Annotated in this window: 14 protein-coding genes; 7 read left to right on the top strand and 7 right to left on the bottom strand. The window is 63.9% G+C overall.

The window, feature by feature from the left end; all coding sequences use genetic code 11:
* Positions 1-2 precede the first annotated feature (2 nt).
* From sufC to IVA91_RS07630, 3 genes are all read right to left on the bottom strand, one after another.
* Complete coding sequence (gene sufC, locus IVA91_RS07640) at positions 3-755, bottom strand: Fe-S cluster assembly ATPase SufC (protein ID WP_247417623.1); 753 nt, start codon at positions 753-755, stop codon at positions 3-5.
* A 62-nt stretch (positions 756-817) separates the two neighbouring features.
* On the bottom strand, positions 818-2,314 hold the full coding sequence (sufB, locus tag IVA91_RS07635; RefSeq protein ID WP_247277219.1) for a Fe-S cluster assembly protein SufB: 1,497 nt from the start codon (positions 2,312-2,314) through the stop codon (positions 818-820).
* Positions 2,315-2,436: 122 nt separating this feature from the next.
* Entirely contained in the window at positions 2,437-3,576 is a 1,140-nt protein-coding gene (locus IVA91_RS07630; protein WP_247417781.1) for a cysteine desulfurase family protein, read from the bottom strand.
* Positions 3,577-3,914: 338 nt separating this feature from the next.
* Between IVA91_RS07630 and IVA91_RS07625 the strand changes: the two genes are divergently transcribed.
* Entirely contained in the window at positions 3,915-4,562 is a 648-nt protein-coding gene (locus IVA91_RS07625) for an alpha/beta hydrolase (protein ID WP_014495555.1), read from the top strand.
* A gap of 64 nt (positions 4,563-4,626) precedes the next feature.
* Positions 4,627-4,917 carry a DUF1330 domain-containing protein gene (locus IVA91_RS07620; protein WP_247277221.1) on the top strand — a complete coding sequence of 97 codons (291 nt, stop codon included), beginning with the start codon at positions 4,627-4,629 and terminating at the stop codon, positions 4,915-4,917.
* Between the two features lie 14 nt (positions 4,918-4,931).
* Here the strand turns inward: IVA91_RS07620 and IVA91_RS07615 are convergent, their stop codons facing one another.
* From IVA91_RS07615 to IVA91_RS07605, 3 genes are all read right to left on the bottom strand, one after another.
* Positions 4,932-5,255 carry a multidrug efflux SMR transporter gene (locus tag IVA91_RS07615; protein ID WP_247277222.1) on the bottom strand — a complete coding sequence of 108 codons (324 nt, stop codon included), beginning with the start codon at positions 5,253-5,255 and terminating at the stop codon, positions 4,932-4,934.
* A gap of 10 nt (positions 5,256-5,265) precedes the next feature.
* On the bottom strand, positions 5,266-5,943 hold the full coding sequence (locus IVA91_RS07610; protein ID WP_247417627.1) for a glutathione S-transferase family protein: 678 nt from the start codon (positions 5,941-5,943) through the stop codon (positions 5,266-5,268).
* Positions 5,944-6,040: 97 nt separating this feature from the next.
* On the bottom strand, positions 6,041-7,144 hold the full coding sequence (locus tag IVA91_RS07605; protein ID WP_247417630.1) for an anhydro-N-acetylmuramic acid kinase: 1,104 nt from the start codon (positions 7,142-7,144) through the stop codon (positions 6,041-6,043).
* A gap of 164 nt (positions 7,145-7,308) precedes the next feature.
* Between IVA91_RS07605 and tyrS the strand changes: the two genes are divergently transcribed.
* From tyrS to IVA91_RS07585, 4 genes are all read left to right on the top strand, one after another.
* Positions 7,309-8,562 carry a tyrosine--tRNA ligase gene (tyrS, locus tag IVA91_RS07600; RefSeq protein ID WP_247417633.1) on the top strand — a complete coding sequence of 418 codons (1,254 nt, stop codon included), beginning with the start codon at positions 7,309-7,311 and terminating at the stop codon, positions 8,560-8,562.
* 57 nt (positions 8,563-8,619) lie between these two features.
* Positions 8,620-9,876, top strand: coding sequence for an MFS transporter (locus IVA91_RS07595; RefSeq protein WP_247417636.1), 1,257 nt, complete (start codon positions 8,620-8,622; stop codon positions 9,874-9,876).
* 218 nt (positions 9,877-10,094) lie between these two features.
* Positions 10,095-10,532 carry a DoxX family protein gene (locus IVA91_RS07590; RefSeq protein ID WP_247277227.1) on the top strand — a complete coding sequence of 146 codons (438 nt, stop codon included), beginning with the start codon at positions 10,095-10,097 and terminating at the stop codon, positions 10,530-10,532.
* 344 nt (positions 10,533-10,876) lie between these two features.
* Positions 10,877-12,571, top strand: a complete 1,695-nt coding sequence (locus IVA91_RS07585; RefSeq protein WP_247417638.1) for a methyl-accepting chemotaxis protein — start codon at positions 10,877-10,879, stop codon at positions 12,569-12,571.
* A gap of 67 nt (positions 12,572-12,638) precedes the next feature.
* Here IVA91_RS07585 and IVA91_RS07580 read toward each other — a convergent pair whose 3' ends face one another.
* Entirely contained in the window at positions 12,639-16,475 is a 3,837-nt protein-coding gene (locus IVA91_RS07580) for a DUF3971 domain-containing protein (protein ID WP_247417640.1), read from the bottom strand.
* A 168-nt stretch (positions 16,476-16,643) separates the two neighbouring features.
* Here IVA91_RS07580 and IVA91_RS07575 point away from each other — a divergent pair, with 168 nt between their 5' ends.
* Positions 16,644-17,324, top strand: a complete 681-nt coding sequence (locus tag IVA91_RS07575) for a peroxiredoxin (RefSeq protein WP_247277230.1) — start codon at positions 16,644-16,646, stop codon at positions 17,322-17,324.
* The last annotated feature ends 32 nt before the right edge of the window (positions 17,325-17,356 follow it).

The following is a 17,356-nucleotide window of genomic DNA, read 5'->3' as shown; positions in this document are numbered from 1 at the left end:
CCTTACGCGGCGTCCTCGAACTGGGCATAGCCGGACGCTTCCAGCTCCAGTGCCAGCTCCTTGCCGCCGCTCTTCACGACGCGGCCCTTCGACATCACGTGCACGACGTCGGGCACGATGTAGTTCAGCAGCCGCTGATAGTGGGTGATGACGACCATGGCGCGCTTCGGCGAGCGCAGCGCGTTGACGCCGTCGGCCGCGATGCGCAGCGCGTCGATGTCGAGGCCGGAATCCATCTCGTCGAGGATGCACAGGCTGGGCTCGAACAGCGCCATCTGGAGCACCTCGTTGCGCTTCTTCTCGCCGCCGGAGAAGCCGACATTGACGCCGCGCTTGAGCATGTCCTGCGGGATGTTCAGCGACTTCGAGACCTCGCGGACCTTCTTCAAAAAGTCCGGCACCATCAGTTCGCTCTCGCCGCGAGCCTTGCGCTGGGCATTGAGTGCGGTACGGAGGAAATTCATGGTGGTAACACCGGGAATCTCGACCGGATACTGGAACGCCAGGAACACGCCTTTGGCGGCGCGCTCTTCGGGATCCATCTCCAGGAGATCCTCGCCCCTGAACAGGATCTGGCCGTCGGTGACCTCATAGCCGGGTTTGCCGGCGATGACATGGGAGAGCGTCGACTTGCCGGAGCCGTTCGGTCCCATGATGGCGTGCACCTCGCCCTCATTCACGGTCAGCGTCAGCCCGTGGAGGATCTCACGCTCCTCGACACGAACCTTCAGGTCTTTCACTTCAAGCAAAGGCATTGTTGGTGTCCAGTCTATTCAAATGAGGCATGGAGCGCCTAAGCGCACCGCGAGGGTCGGTGTTAACCGACCGACCCTTCAAGCGAGATCGAGATCAGCTTCTGCGCTTCCACCGCGAACTCCATCGGCAGCTGCTGAAGCACATCCTTGACGAAGCCGTTGACCACGAGGCCAACCGCCTCTTCCTGCGAGAGACCGCGCTGGATGCAGTAGAACAGCACGTCCTCGGAGATCTTCGACGTCGTCGCCTCGTGCTCGAACGTCGCCGAGGAGTTCTTCGCCTCGATGTACGGCACGGTGTGCGCGCCGCATTTGTCGCCGATCAGCAGGGAATCGCAGGCGGTGAAGTTGCGCGCGCCGGTGGCTTTCCGATGCGCGGTGACGAGCCCACGATAGGTGTTCTGCGACTTGCCGGCGGCGATGCCCTTGGAGATGATGCGGCTCGACGTGTTCTTGCCGAGGTGGATCATCTTGGTGCCCGAATCGACCTGCTGGAAGCCGTTCGAGATCGCGATCGAGTAGAACTCGCCCCGCGAATTGTCGCCGCGCAGGATGCAGCTCGGATATTTCCAGGTGATCGCCGAGCCCGTCTCGACCTGGGTCCAGGAGATCTTTGAATTGGCACCGCGACAGTCGCCACGCTTGGTGACGAAATTGTAGATGCCGCCCTTGCCTTCCGAATTGCCCGGATACCAGTTCTGCACCGTCGAGTATTTGATCTCGGCGTCGTCGAGCGCGACGAGCTCGACCACGGCCGCGTGCAGCTGGTTCTCGTCGCGCTGCGGCGCAGTGCAGCCCTCGAGATAGGAGACGTAGGAGCCCTTGTCCGCGATGATCAGCGTGCGCTCGAACTGACCCGTGTTGCGCTCGTTGATGCGGAAATAGGTCGACAGCTCCATCGGGCAGCGCACGCCGGGCGGCACGTAGACGAACGAGCCGTCCGAGAACACCGCCGAGTTCAGCGTCGCGTAGAAATTGTCCGAGGTGGGCACCACGGTGCCGAGATACTTCTGCACCAGCTCGGGATGCTCGCGGATCGCCTCCGAGATCGGCATGAAAATCACGCCGGCCTTCTTCAGCTCCGCCTTGAACGTGGTCGCAACCGACACCGAATCGAAGACCGCGTCGACCGCGATCTTACGGCGGGCCGGATCTTCCTCGCCAACCTTCGGCTCGACGCCTTCGAGCATGGCGACTTCCCGCAGGGGAATGCCGAGCTTTTCGTAGGTCTTCAGGATCTCCGGATCGATCTCATCGAGGGAGCTGACCGTCTTCTTCGGCTTCGGCGCCGCGTAGTAATAGAGGTCCTGGAAGTCGATCTTGGGATAATCGACCCGCGCCCAGGTCGGCTCGGTCATGGTCAGCCAGCGCCGATAGGCTTCCAGCCGCCACTGGAGCATCCAGGCGGGTTCATTCTTTTTTTGCGAGATGAACTCTACGGTCTCTTCCGATAGCCCCTTGGGGGCTTTCTCGGAGTCGATCAGGGTTTCAAACCCATAACGATATTGGTCGACGTCGATGCGCTTCACGCGCTCGACCGTCTCTTGTACGGCTGGCATTCCATCCTCCGCTCGCGGTTTCAAGGACCGCGGTGGATCAAACTCGGACGAGTATTACGTTTATTACGATGTTCTCTGGCGGAAAGCACGCGCCTAGAATCGTTCAAGCTGTGTTTCGTCGCCTAGCTCTTAAGTAGGTTATTACCGAGCTTTCGCCAAGCCTCCAACGCCCTATTGATCTCTTCCAGTTCCGTGGACCAGCCAAGACTGAGGCGCACCGCTCCTTGGGCCACCATGGGATCGTACCCCATGGCGGAGAGCACGTGGGAGGGCTGGACCTTTCCCGATGAGCAGGCCGAACCTGACGACACGGCGACGCCTGCAAGGTCGAAGCCGATCACAGCAGTCTCGGCCTTCAGCCCTGGTGCGGTGAAAAGTACGGTATTTGGCAACCGCTCCACATCGTCGGCGAGGATTGTCGCCCCGGCCGTGGCGCGAAGCCCATTTTCCAAATGATCTCTGAGGGTTGCCATTCGTTTCAGATCCTCCGGCAGAGTCTGAAGCGCCCGTCTGACCGCCGCGCCAAAGCCGGCGATCCCCGCGACATTCTCGGTGCCCGCCCGGCGGTTGAGCTCCTGCCCGCCCCCCCGCAGGACCGGCGCCAGACCGGCGAGCCCTTCTGCCATGACCAGCGCGCCAACTCCCTTGGGGCCACCGATCTTGTGCGCAGAAAAGGTCGCAAGGTCTGCACCCACAGCCTTGATATCGAACCGAATTTTGCCAAGCGCCTGGATCCCATCGACATGCAGGAGACCGCCGGCCTCATGAACGATCCGCGCAGCCTCAGCGACAGGCTGAAGCGCGCCCGTCTCGTTGTTCGCGGCCATGATGGAGACTAGCGCCGGCGGGCCAGCGTTGAGCTGGGCCCGCAGATCGTCGAGATTGACGACACCGGAGCGCGTTACCCGTATCCGTCGGATCTTATCCGCCGGGAACCGGCCGCCCGCCAGCACCGAGGCATGCTCGACCGCGGAGACCAGCAGTCGCTCGACGGGTCCGCCGGACGGCCCCCGCAGGCCGGGCGACAGCGCCAGCGCATTGGCCTCGGTTCCAGAGGATGTGAAGACGACGTTGCGTGGCTGAGCGCCGGCCGCCAGCCCCAGCGCGGCACGCGCCTCCTCGATCAGCCGTCGTGCCTCCCGCCCCTCGGCATGGAGGGAGGATGGATTACCGATCAGGTCGTATGCAGCCAGCATCGCTGCCCGCGCCTCAGCGCGGAGCGGCGTGGTCGCGTTCCAATCGAGATAGACGCGGGTCGGCATTGAGTAATATATTACCTCACATCGCAGACGGCGTTGCGCCATCTCGACATGGGCCGCGGGCACGCCCTTGGCAACCATGATTTGCGAATGTGCGGCCACAGCTGGCGCGGCCGTGACGCGCTAACGTCTTGAACCCGTTGGCTGATGTTCAAGATGCTTGCTTTTTGACCCTCAGCCTATGTTAGAACGCGCAGCGTCAAGTCACCGCGCGCCGTCAGCGCATCACCGCTGCGCGCGCCTCCTCGCCCTTCATTCGCGCTTTCGTCGGCATCTGCCGATGAGGCCACAATCGGTTGATTGCCGAGGTCGTCTCCAGGAAATCAATCAAGAGATCATCGATGCCCGAAGTTATATTTACCGGCCCCGCTGGCCGTCTCGAAGGCCGCTACCACCCGGCCAAGCAGAAGAACGCGCCGATCGCGATGATCCTGCATCCTCATCCGCAGTTCCACGGCACGATGAACCATCAGATCGTGTACCAGTGCTACTACGCCTTCGCGCATCGCGGCTTCTCCGTGCTGCGCTTCAATTTCCGCGGCGTCGGCCGCAGTCAGGGCTCGTTCGACCATGGCACCGGCGAATTGTCGGATGCGGCGGCAGCGCTCGATTGGGCGCAGACCATCAATCCCGAGGCGCGCGCCTGCTGGGTCGCCGGCTTCTCCTTCGGCGCCTGGATCGGCATGCAGCTGCTGATGCGCCGCCCGGAGGTCGAAGGCTTCATCTCGATCGCGCCGCCGGCCAACCTCTACGACTTCTCGTTCCTTGCGCCCTGCCCGTCCTCGGGCCTGATCGTGCATGGCGAAAAGGATGCCGTGGTGCCCCCTAAGGATGTCAACACCCTGGTCGAGAAGCTGAAGACGCAGAAGGGCATCGTGATCGACCAGCAGGTCATTCCCGGCGCCAATCACTTCTTCGACGCCAAGCTCGAGCCGCTGATGGAAACCATCACCGCCTATCTCGACATGCGCCTCGCCAACGTGCGCTGAGGCCTTCCGGCGTAGACGTGTTCGTGGCATGGCTGCGGACCGTCAACGCTGGGGATTGCGAGCGATGAAGGCGTATCTGGTTCTTGACCTGTCGGTGAACGACCACGTCGGCTTCAAGACTTACATCGCTGAAATCCCGGCATTTATTGCTAAGCATTCAGGGCGGTACATCGTGCGCGGCGTCGAGCCGACCACGATCGAAGGCGACTGGGCGCCCGAGCGCCTCGTCATCATCGAATTTGCGGAGCGCGAGAAGGCGCAAGCGTTCCTCGACGATCCCGACATTCAGGATCTCTTCAGGGTGCGGCACGCAACGACGACAAGCAGGCTGCTGCTTGCCGACGGTTGCACCTGATCAGTATGGGCTGACTACGCCAGCTTGAGCGCGACGATCCCCGTCAGCACGAGTGCGATGCCCGCAAGCTTCACCGCGCTCAAGGTCTCGCCGAACAGCACGACGCCCATCAGGAACGTGCCGGCCGCGCCAATGCCGGTCCACACCGAATAGGCAACGCCGACCTCGAGCACCTTCAAGGCACGCCCGAGCAGGAAGACGAAGGCAGCGAGCAGCACGAGCGAGGCGATGCTCCAGCCTGCGCGCGTATATCCTTCCGCATATTTCATTGCGATCGCCCAGCCGACATCAAGCGCGCCGGCGATCACCAGCATGAGCCAGGCCGTGGACTGCGACATCGGCGTAGCCTCAGGCCGCGAGCTTCAAGAGATGCGCGTCGTGGCGCACCAGGAAGGCCCGCAGCAATTGCGGATAGTCCGCGCCGACCGCAGAGCGCACGCTCGGACGCTTCGCAAGCTCGGCCCGCCACGCGCGGACCTTGGGCAGATCGTTGAAGATTCCGAGCTCAATCAATTCATCGAACACGTCGAAATAGCGAAAGATCGGGGCAAACACTGCATCCACGAGGCTGAATGCGTCGCCCGCGAAGTACGGCCCTGCGCCAAGCGCGGCTTCCACGCGTGCGAATTTGGCCGCGAGCGCCTCGCGCTTGCTCTCGAATGTCGCCGGATCGGTCGTCGTCTCCAGCCCCCAGAGGTCGCCAAGGATCGCCGAGCCGAACTCCATCCAAGCGCGATGCTCGGCACGTTTCAGCGCATCCGCCGGATGCAGCTTCGCACCGCCTTGCGTGTCTTCGATGTACTCGCAGATCACGTTGCTCTCAAACAACGCCACCTCGCCCTTGTCTGTCGCAACCACCAGCACCGGCACCTTGCCGAGCGGCGACAATTTCAAGAACCAGTCCGGCTTGTCAGCGAGATCGATATCGATCCGCTCGAACGGCACGCCCTTCTCCTTGAGCGCGATCACGGCGCGCTGCACATAGGGGCACAGTTTGTGGCTGATCAGTTTGAGCGGAGCGGTCATAACGGCGATCCCGACAGTTAGATGCAATTGCATCTATGTAGATGCACTTGCATGCACATGTCAAGATCAATGCACCTCCGTCAACTGCCTGTGATCTTCAAGGCCGCGCAATCACCCCACCCGTCATCGGTATCGGCACGCCCGTCGTTGCCGGATAGGATAGCGGCAAGCCCTTGAGGCCGCGCGCGGCAAGGAAACCGAAGGCCTGCGCCTCGATAGCGTCGGCGGCCCAGCCGAGCGTCTCCGCGGCCTCGACCGTGGCCGAGCCCACCCGCTCGCGGAGCATCCGCAGCATGGTGAGGTTGCGGGCCCCGCCCCCGCAGACGATCCAGCTGCGCGGCCGTCGCGGCAGCAGCGGGATGATGCGGGCGATCGCCGCCGCAGTGAACGCGGTCAGCGTCGCGGCGCCGTCGGCCGGTGGCATGTCGCCGAGCTTCAGCGCGGCAAAGTCGTTGCGGTCGAGCGACTTTGGCGGCGGCGCTGCGAAGAACGGCTGCGCCAGTGCCCGCGCGATCCAGGCCTCATCAGCCTTGCCGAGCGCGGCGAACTTTCCCTCCGCGTCGAACGCCTGGTTCATAGCGCGGTACATGAAGTCGTCGAGCAGCGCATTGCCGGGCCCGGTGTCGCAGGCGATCAGCGTGTCGCCGCCGTCGATATAGGTGATGTTGGAGACGCCGCCGATGTTGATCACCGCGATCGGGCCCTCGCGCTCCAGCGAATTGGCGAGCGCCCGATGATAGACCGGCACGAGCGGCGCGCCCTGCCCGCCGGCATCGACGTCGGCGGCGCGGAAATCATACATGACCGGGATATGAATCGCCTTGGCCAGCGCCGGCCCATCGCCGATCTGCACCGTCAGCCGCTGTTCGGGCCGGTGCAGCACGGTCTGGCCGTGGAAGCCGACGATGTCGATGTCCTCCGGCCTCATCCGGTTCTGCGCGACGAAAGCGGCGACCGCCTCGGCATGGGCCTGCGTCACTGCGCGCTCAGCCTCGGCCAGGATCCCAGGCCGGGCATCACGTTGCCGTAGGTGCACGGCCTCGGAGAGCGCCTGGCGCAGCAGGTAGCGCTCGACCGGACCATAGGGCCGGTAGCCGGTCGGTCCGAACGCCTTGACGTGCTTTCCGTCGGTTTCGATCAGCGCGACATCCACCCCGTCCAGCGAGGTGCCGCTCATCAGACCGAGTGCCGTCAACATCATGGACCAGCGTCCTCAAAGGCCCACCCTGGCATGCCGATCTTGTGCCAGAGGGACACATCTTATAATGCCACTGCGCCAAGTGGCGGGTGGCAATCGAGTTCCCACGCAAGACCCTTAAATTGCTCCCAAAACAGTAAACCAAGAATTGTCAGGCACGCCGACAAATGACTGCATTCAAATCGGATTTCCTCAACACCCTGCAGGAACGTGGGTTCATCCACCAGTGCTCCGATTTCGAGGGGCTGGACGCGCTCGCCGCTAGGGGCGAGGCGACCGCCTATGTCGGCTACGATTGCACCGCCCCCTCGCTACATATCGGCAACTATCTGACCATGATGATGCTGCACTGGCTGCAGCAATCCGGCAACAAGCCGATCACGCTGATGGGCGGCGGCACCACCATGGTCGGCGATCCCTCCGGCAAGGACGAGACGCGCGCGATGCGCACGGTCGCCGAGATCGAGGCGAACAAGGCCTCGATCCGCGGCGTGTTCGCCAAGGTGCTGCGCTATGGCGAAGGCAAGAGCGACGCTGTCATGCTCGACAACGCCGAGTGGTTGACCAAGCTGAACTGGATCGAGATGCTGCGCGACGTCGGCCGGCATTTCTCGGTCAACCGTATGCTGACCATGGACTCCGTGCGGCTGCGCCTTGAGCGCGAGCAGGAGATGAGCTTCATCGAGTTCAACTACATGGTCTGCCAGGCCTACGACTTCGTCGAGCTCGCCAAGCGCACCGGTTGCCGCCTCCAGATGGGCGGCTCGGACCAGTGGGGCAACATCATCATGGGCGTCGATCTCGGCCGCCGCATGGGCACGCACCAGCTGTTCGCGCTGACGACGCCGCTGCTGACGACCGCGTCCGGCGCCAAGATGGGCAAGACCGCGCAAGGCGCGGTCTGGCTCAACGCCGACCAGTTCTCGCCGTATGATTTCTGGCAGTACTGGCGCAACACCGAGGATGCCGACGTCGGCAAATTCCTGAAATTGTTCACGACGCTGCCGATAAGCGAGATCAAGAAGCTCGAGGCGCTCGGCGGCGCGGAGATCAACGAGGCCAAGAAGGTGCTCGCCACCGAAGCGACCGCGCTGCTGCACGGCCGCGATGCCGCGAACGAGGCGGCAGAGACCGCGCGCCGCACCTTTGAGGAAGGTGCGCTCGCCGAAAGCCTGCCGACGGTGGAAATTCCGCGTGGCGAGCTCGACGATGGTCTCGGCGTGCTCAACGCCTTCGTTCGGGCGGGCTTGGTTGCCTCAAACGGCGAAGCCCGCCGCCAGATCAAGGGGGGCGGCCTGCGCATCAACGACGCCCCCGTCACCGACGAGAAGATGGCACTCTCGGTGGCCAATCTGACACCGGAAGGCGTGATCAAGCTGTCGTTCGGCAAGAAGAAGCACGTCCTCATCAAGCCTGCATAGGCGTATGAGCTTTTCGCTGCTTGTCAGGGCGCGGCGAAGCGCGCTCCTTGACCGGCAATGGACCAGAACACGCCCAGGCAGGCCGAGGACCGCGCAGCGGCTGCGCCGGGAGGTGCCGTGCGGACCGCGCTCGTCGTGCTCGCGCTGTGTTTCGCGCTGGCTGTCCTTGGCCGCGGCCTCAGCGAGAGCTTCACCGTCTTCCTCAAGCCCATCTCCGAAAGCTTTGGCTGGGATCGCGCGCAGGTCGTCTCGATCTATTCGCTGACCTGGCTCGTCAGCGGACTGACCGCGCCTCTGGTCGGGCGGCTATTCGACCATTCCGGTCCCCGCGTCGTCTACGCGCTCGGACTGTTCCTGCTCGGCTCGGCCTTCCTGATTGCGGGCCATGCGCAAGCGCTCTGGCAATTCCAGCTCTCGATCGGACTGTGTGTCGGGATCGGGGTCGCCTTCATCGGCAACGTGCCGAATTCGATTCTGCTCGGCCGCTGGTTCGGGCCGCGGCTGCCGACCGCGATGGCCGTGGTTTATTCGGCAATGGGCGGCGGCGTGCTGGCGCTGCTGCCGGCCTCGCAGCTCCTGATCGATCACATCGGCTGGCGCGAGACCTATCAGCTGTTCGGCTTCGCTGCGCTGGGCCTGCTGGTGCCGCTCATGCTGCTGCCATGGCCGCTGTTCGCTGCCGGGTCGCCGCACGTGACCAAGAAGACCGATCCAGATTTCGTGGACAACGGCTGGACGCTTGTTGGCGCCATGCGCCATCACGCCTTCTGGGCGCTGTTCTCGACCTTCTTCTTCACCGCGGTCGGCATGTACGCGATCGCGGCGCAGATCGTGGCCTATCTGATCGATGCCGGTTTCCCGCCGCTTCAGGCCGCGACTGCCTGGGGCTTCTCCGGCGTCGTGCTGGTGTTCGGGATGTTGGGGATCTCCGCGCTCGACGGGCTGATCGGGCGCCGGCCGTCGGTGCTGCTGAGCTACGCGATCTCGATGCTCGGCATCTTCCTGCTCTGGCTCTTGCAGTATTATCCGAACATCATCCTGCTCACCGGTTTCGTCGTCTGCTTCGGCAGCATGATGGGCTCGCGCGGGCCGCTGATCACCGCAACCGCGATGAAAATCTTCCAGGGAAAACGGGTGGGCACCATCTATGGCACCATCTCGATCGGCAGTGGCCTCGGCTCAGCATTCGGCTCCTGGAGCGGCGGCCTGATCCATGACGCGACCCATGGCTACAACGCGCTGCTCGCCTTCGCACTTGCGAGTGTGGTGCTCGGGATGATTCCATTCCTGGTCGTGCCTGCCTTGCGACGGTAGGTTTCCCAGGGGTAACTTGAGTTCGTTTGCGTCACCGGAAAATTACGGATGGGCACGACGCCAACACAGGAAAAAATGCGGATCGCGCGCGACTGAGGGCGGAGCCTGCGGTGTTTTGTCCGACATGACGAAAATGTCAGCGCGGAATTGATCCTGATGGCTTGCGAGGCGGAATCGAATACGGTCCAAGTCGCGCATTGGATGGAGGGCACAAACCAATGAACTTTCCCTATCTCACTCGCTTTCAACCGGTTCTCCTGAGCCTGTTTCGCTTCATCACCGGCCTCTTGCTGTTCCAGTACGGCGTTGCGAAGATCTTCAAGTTTCCGGTGCTTCCTTACTTCGCCAACATCCCGCCGCTGATCTGGACGGCAGGCGCGATCGAGCTGGTGCTCGGTGCGCTCCTGATGCTCGGTCTGTTCACCCGCCTCGCGGCTTTCATTCTCTCGGGTGAGATGGCCTTCGCCTACTTCATGGGCCACATGTTCAAGGGCGAAACGCCGGTGTTCCTGCCGCTGCTCAACGGCGGCACCGCCGCCATCCTGTTCTGCTTCGCCTGCCTCTACCTCTCGGCAGCCGGCGGCGGGTCGGTCAGCGTCGATGCGGCGATGGGCAAGGAAAGCGATTCGACCGGCGGCGCCTACGCGCGGCGCTGACGCGCTCGCGGATTCGAAGGAAAAACAGGGCACCGGCGCATTTGCCGGTGCCGGCTCAACGCGCGCCCAGCACGTTCCAGATGACAACGAGAGCCGCCACGAGCAGCACCGACATGATGATGCGGTGAACGAATCGACTCATCGCTGTCCCGGCAAGGCTCGGCCACACCAAAATCCAGCATCAATTCTTCCCGCGATTGGATGCGCCATGCGCAGGCGCGGCGCGTTTGCGCATGCGACTGCGAACGCCGCATGCATGGCAGCGCGTTGCCCGCGTCCGTTCATGATTGGTAAGAACTTCATGCTACCGACGCGAGCAATAACCACCATTCGTTGAGACCGTGATGCAACTGCTCAGTCATCTGAAGATCCGCACCAAGCTTGCCAGCATGGTCTGCCTCGCGGCGCTCACGGTCACGGCCATCATCGGGGTATCGGCCGTGCTGAGCAAGGGCCGCATGATGGAGGACCGCGTCCAGCAGATGCGGACGGCGGTGGAGCTCCTCTATAATTACGCGCAATCGCTCCAGGACGAGGTGACAGCCGGCAAGCTTACGCAAGCCGAGGCCAAGAGCTTGTTCCACCAACGCGGCCGCCGCATGAGCTTTAACGGCGGCCAGGGCTACCCGGTGGTCTATAATCAGGACACCTCCCTGGTCGTGAACGGCGCCAATCAGCAGCTCGAAGGCAAGATCACCGGCGCCAAGGATTCCAACGGCGTGTTGATTGCCGACGCCATCATCAGGGCCGGCACCGACACCGCGCAGGGTGGCGTGACCTCCTATCTCTATCCCCGCCCCGGCCAGACCGAGCCGGTCCGCAAGACCGTGTTCGCGCGCAGATTCGAGCCCTGGAACGTGACCATCAGCTACGGACTCTACGTCGACGACATCGACGCCGACGTGCGCGCGCTGACGCTGGAGCTCGCCGCCATCGGCGTCGGCCTGATGCTGCTGATGGCGATGCTGTCCTGGCTGATCGCCCGCGACGTGCTCGCCGCGCTGGACCGCCAGAAGAACCGCATGCAGCAGATTTCGGAAGGCGCCATCGACAAGGCGGTCGAAGAGACCGACCGCGGCGACGAGATCGGCCGCATGGCCGAGACGCTCGAAGTGCTCCGGCAAACCGCGCTGACCGCGCGTAACCTGGAGGCCGAGCAGGTCGCCACCAAGACCCGTAGCGAGCAGGAGAAACGCGATGCCTTGATCGCGCTTGCCGACCGCTTCGATGCGTCCGTCGGCCGGCTGGTCGGGCTGATGGCTTCGGGCTCCGGCGAGCTCGAGGCGACCGCCAAGTCGATGTCCTCCACCGCCGAAGGCACCAACCGCCGCGCCGCCGTGGTCGGCTCGGCCGCTACGGAGGCCAGCCAGCGCGTCCAGACCGTCGCGGCCGCCGCCGAAGAGCTCTCCTCTTCCATCACCGAGATCAGCCGTCAGGTCGCGCAGTCCGCCGAAGTCACCGGACGCGCGGTGGACAGTGCGCGCCGCACCGACACGATCGTGCGCGCGTTGTCCGATGGTGCCCAGCAGATCGAGCACGTCGCCGAGCTGATCTCCAGCATCGCGGCACAGACCAATTTGCTCGCGCTCAACGCCACTATCGAGGCTGCACGCGCAGGCGAAGCCGGCCGTGGCTTTGCCGTGGTCGCCTCCGAGGTGAAGTCGCTCGCGAGCCAGACCGCGGAAGCCACCCGCGAGATCGGGGACAAGATCGCCCAGATCCAGGGCGCGACCAAAGAAGCGGTGGACGCAATCGGCGGCATCACCGCCACCATCGAGGAGGTCAGTCGCATCGCGACCTCGATCGGCGCGGCCATCGAGGAGCAAGGTGCCGCCACCGCCGAGATCGCCCGCAGCGTGTCGCAGACCGCAGAAGCGACCCAGGAGGTCACGACCAATATCAGCGCCGTTAGCACGGCTGCGAACGAGACCGGCAACGCTGCCGGCATGGTGCTCGCGGCCGCCTCGAGCCTCTCCAAGCAGGCAGAACAGCTCTCGGGCGAGGTCGGCACGTTCCTGGCCGGCGTGCGCGCGGCGTAAGTTTCCGACCACCACATGCGTCATGCCCGGGACAAGCCCGGGCATGACGGACTCTTGAGTCCCGCTTCTATCGCCGCGCCAGGCTGCAACCGCTCGACAGCTGCCGCGTCGATCCGGTCGACCCGTCGTTCGATTGCGACTGGAATTCCTCGAATGGCGAGTTCTGCTTGCCAGTGTTGAACTCGAAGATCTTGCGGAACAGGCCCGGCGCCATCGCCGAGATCGGATTGACGCGCATCACGGGCGCGGCCGGGGTGCCGACGACCTCGTAGGTCACGCCGATCAGCCCCTCGTTGTTGCCGCCGCCGAGGAAGATGCCGAACAACGGGATCTGGCCGAAGATGTTGTTGACGCCATACATCGGCACGAAGGTGCCGCTCATGCACACCTGGTTGCCGGGATAGTCAATCGAGCCCTCGATGGTGGCGCCGATCATCGGTCCCTTGACGACGCCGTCACGGATCGTGAGCGCGCCATTCTGACGGGTGAACTCGGCGCGGAGCGCGCTGAAGGAGACGCCGTTGCCGGTGCCGTTGGGCGCGCCGGCAGCAACGCGCTCGAGCTGCGCCTCGCCCTTGACTGTGAAGTCGCGCACGTTGATGAGACCCTCGCGCGACGTGTTCGGCTCGGATGTCGGCGGCTCCATCGCCACCACCATCTGGCCGCCGACCGCCTTGGTATAGGTATCGGTGAAGCGCAGCAGCGCGCCGGCATCGTTGGTCTGGAGATAGATCACTTCACGGCTGCCCTGCGCCCGCCCACCGCGCAAATCGGCCGCCACCGGCGTATCACGGCCGATCTTGCCACTCAGCGTGAAGGCTTTGACGGCGCCGTTGCGTTTCGACATCTTGGCATCGACGCTGCGCATCGCCTCGCCGTTGAAGCCGGCGACGGCGCCGAGCTTCACGTCGATGTCGAAATCGATGTTCTTCAGCTTGTTCTTGGCATCGTCCTTGGAATTGCCTGAGATCGCCGACTTCAGGAAACCGCGGCCATCGAACACGTCGCCGCGCATGGTGCCGCGCACCACGCCGTCCTGGCTGCGCTCCACCTTCAACGAGGCCTTGTCGCCGTCGGAGGGCGAATAGGTCGGGAAGTTTGCGTTGATGAGGTCGCCATTCGCATCGATCTCGAGCGAGCCCTTGATCGAGGCGCCACCGCCCTCGATGACGATGTCCTCGAAACGCGTCGATTGCGCCGCCGGCACCACTTTGAAGCTGGCCTTGCCGGACTTGCCCGGCAGCTTGACCCAGCCGGGCAAGATGTTGTCGAGCTTCACCGAGGTCAGGTCGGCCTCGACGCCGAGCTTCGTCGTCTGATCCGCGCCGCTCGCGATCTTGCCCGACAGCTTGATCGGCAACGATCCACTCACGGCAGGGCTGAGATCGAACCCCAGGCGCGCGCGGCTGGCATCGTCCAGCGTCGCCTGCAATCTGACCTCCGCGTCGCCCTCGGCCGGCTTGCGATAGTCGAGCGAGGCGGCCTGCCCGTTGATCTTGACGTCTCCCTTGACTTGATAGCCCTGGTTGCTCGCGATGATCTTGAGGTTGTTGGCCTCCAGCTTCTGGTTCATCACCAGCTTGTCGGCGGCAAAGCCGTTGAGTTCGGCTGTCACGGCATAGGTGGTGTCGGCCCTGGTCAGCTCGCCCTTGACCGGCATGCCGAGCTGGATGTTCGCCGAGAACGTCCCCTTGCTGGTATTGGGATCGACGACGGTCGAAGACAGATCGCTCAGGCGATCATTGGAGAGCATTTCGGCCGCCGCGGGCACCGGTCCGTCGACGCGAAATCTCGTGCGCGACGGCGACGGCTTGGGCGCCATGTCCGGCACCTCGAAAGTGAAGTCGGAGATCGTGATCTTGCGGCCGGCGGGCGTATCGGCAATGCCCTGCCCGATGTTCACGGTCGCAGTGCGGCCGGTCACGCGCGCCTTCAGATCGGCATCGTGCACCACCGGCATGCCGTCCACCGGACGCACCGCGACACCGCTTGCCACGATGTTGACCGACAGGCCGTCATCGGGGATGGGAGGCCCCTTGCGCGGAAGGTTCTTCACCGGCGAGTTGACGCCGATCTCGATCCGCTGGAGCGTGCCGCGCTCGATCCGCTCGATCACCCATTCACGCAGCTCGGGAACAATCAATGTGGGCCACATCCGCTTCAGCGCGGAGGCCGACATCGGCGTTCCCGCAAAGCCGAGCGTCAGCCGCGGCTCGCCCGAATAGTCGATGGCACCGGTGCCGGCGACACCGATCTCGCCATTGCTGATATCGGCCTGCGTCAGCAAGAGGCGCTTGTGGTCAGTGTCGAAACGGAAACCGATCGCAATACGGTTGAAGACGAGCGGCGGCTCGTTGTCGATGCCACCAAGCAGGATTGAGCCGCCACTGAAGCCGAGCTGCCAGTCATTGGTGGCGCCATTCGGTGGCTCGAGATGCCCCAGCAGGGTCAGGCGGTTGGCGCCGGAGAGAATTTTGAACGGAGCGACCAGCACCCGCCGGTTCGCGTCCCACTCGACGTTGATCTCGGCCGAGTCGATCGCCATCGGATAATCGGGCGTGTCGGTGTCAATGATGTTGCCCGCGCCGACCGCAATCTTGCCGCGGAAGTAGGTCGGCACCCCGTCGCGGCCGAGTTCGCCCTTCAGCTCGCCCGTCAGCGGCAGGTCCGCGGTATAGGTGAGATCCTTGACCCGCAGCGCCAAGAGGATGTTGGAGGTCGAGACCTTGTCGGCGCGGATGTCGACCGAGCGCACGCCGTTCTCGGCCGGCCCGATCGTGGCGCGCAGCATCCACGGGCGCGCGCCCTCCTCGCCGAGGCTGAGCGCGACGCCGCCACTGCTCGGGCGGCGCAGGCTGAGCGTGATGTTCTCGAACGACCATCTGCTGCCGCGCTGCTGGTCGTCGACGATCAGATTGCCGTTCTTCAGACCGATCTCGTTGAGGTTCTGGCCGTCAAGGCCGGTCATGCTCAGACTATCGAGCCAATCGAGGCCCTGAAGAATTCCGCTCTGTGCGGTCGCCTGGGGAGCAGCCTGGGATGGGTCCGGGCCCGCAGGCGCTGTGGCGAATGGCGGCGGCGGGACGCCATTGCGTGGGAATGTCGGCGGCAAGCCTGCCTCTTTCTTGGAGGCCACGCCGGTTGCCAGCGGCTTTGCGGTATCGCCGGCCGAGACCGTGACGGTGCCGTCAGGTGCGATGCGGATCGCGAGCTCGGCATCGACGAGATTGAGGCTTTCTGCGCGCAGGCGCCCCATGAGGAGACCCGTACCCGACAGCTTGACCTCGGCCTTCGGCGCACTGGCGACGATGGCGTGATCGCGGTCGCGGACGACGATGTCACGGATGCGGACGGCGATCCGGACCCGCCCCGCCCGCTCGATCTGGGTGCCGCCCACCTCTACGGTGTTGCCGTGGCCGATATTGTCCTCGATGGCGGCTGCCAGCCACGGCGTTGCAATGTCGAGATTGATGGGACCGGCGCCGAGCCGCCACCACAGCGTGCCGAAACAGCCGACGAAAATGACGACGAGGACGCCAACGACGACGGCCAGCCGCTTCAGCCAGCGGCCGCCGCCCAGCCAGCGACGCAAAGATCCAAACCCGTCACCGAGGCGATGGAAACCCGAATTGGAACGCGATAACAGCCGGCGCGCGCGATGGCCCGCCGCCTCCTCCTGATCCGGATCCCAATCGGCGTCATCCCATTCCTGCGGCTGTGATTGACCGCCGCGCCGATCGAAGTCCCGCGTGTAATCCTGGGGCGACTTATTCCTTGCCATTGCCTCTCGATACAGGCGTCCATCGTCGGATTGAGCGCCGCCGGGACCGCAGCCGTCGATGGGGAGCGAAGGCCCCTGCGCCGGCAATGCCGCCGTACTTCGAATATTCCTGCTGTTCGTCATTTCGCCCCGGCAGCGCGTTCAACGAGCAGTGGGGTGGTGCGTGGAATTCCTTGTAACCATACTCCGGCGTCGTCAGACTTGCCCAGCCGAGGGCGCGATTCCGGCACACCGGACGAGAGCTGCAATACCGCTTTGGTTGACCTGCCGAAAGCGACGAAAGGAAGGCGTATGTCCAAGAAATCCCAAAAGAAATCGTCCAAAACGCCCTCCGGCAGTCCGACGGCTAAAAAGAAGACCCTGAAAACGCGGGCAGCGACTCAAACAAGGTCCGCGAAAACACAGCGGACGCCGGCGAGCAAATCAACCAAGACCGTAGCAAAAGCAGGATCGCATAAGGCCGCCTCGAAACAGTTAAATTCTTCCAAGTCGCCCGCGGCGGCGAAGGTCGCCTTGACCGAGGGCCAGAAGGCTCCGGCCTTCCGTCTGCCCCGCGACGGCGGCGATGTGGTCACGCTGGCGGACTATGCCGGGCAAAAGCTGGTGCTGTTCTTCTACCCCCGCGCCGACACGCCCGGTTGTACCAGGGAGGCCATCGACTTCACCCGGCTGGCGGACGCCTTCACGGCTGCCGGCACGGCCGTGCTCGGCATCTCCGCGGATCCGTTAAAGGCCCAGGAAAAGTTCCGCGACAAGCACAAGCTCACCATTCCACTCGTCTCGGACGAGACGCACGAGATGCTGGAGGCCTACGGCGCCTGGGGCGAAAAGTCCATGTATGGCAAGAGTTTCCTCGGAATTCTTCGCACCACGGTGCTGGTCGGGAGCGATGGCAAGGTGGCCCGGATCTGGCGCAAGGTCCGGGTCGACGGCCATGCCGATGAGGTCCTGGAAGCGGCAAGAAGTCTTTAACCAGTCCTTTAAATTCGAATGTTCCCGTTTCC

This window comes from Bradyrhizobium sp. 153 (assembly GCF_023073835.1).
GTDB lineage: Bacteria > Pseudomonadota > Alphaproteobacteria > Rhizobiales > Xanthobacteraceae > Bradyrhizobium.
The sequence above is the reverse complement of the archived record's forward strand: the minus strand, read 5'-3'. Positions and strand labels throughout refer to the sequence as shown.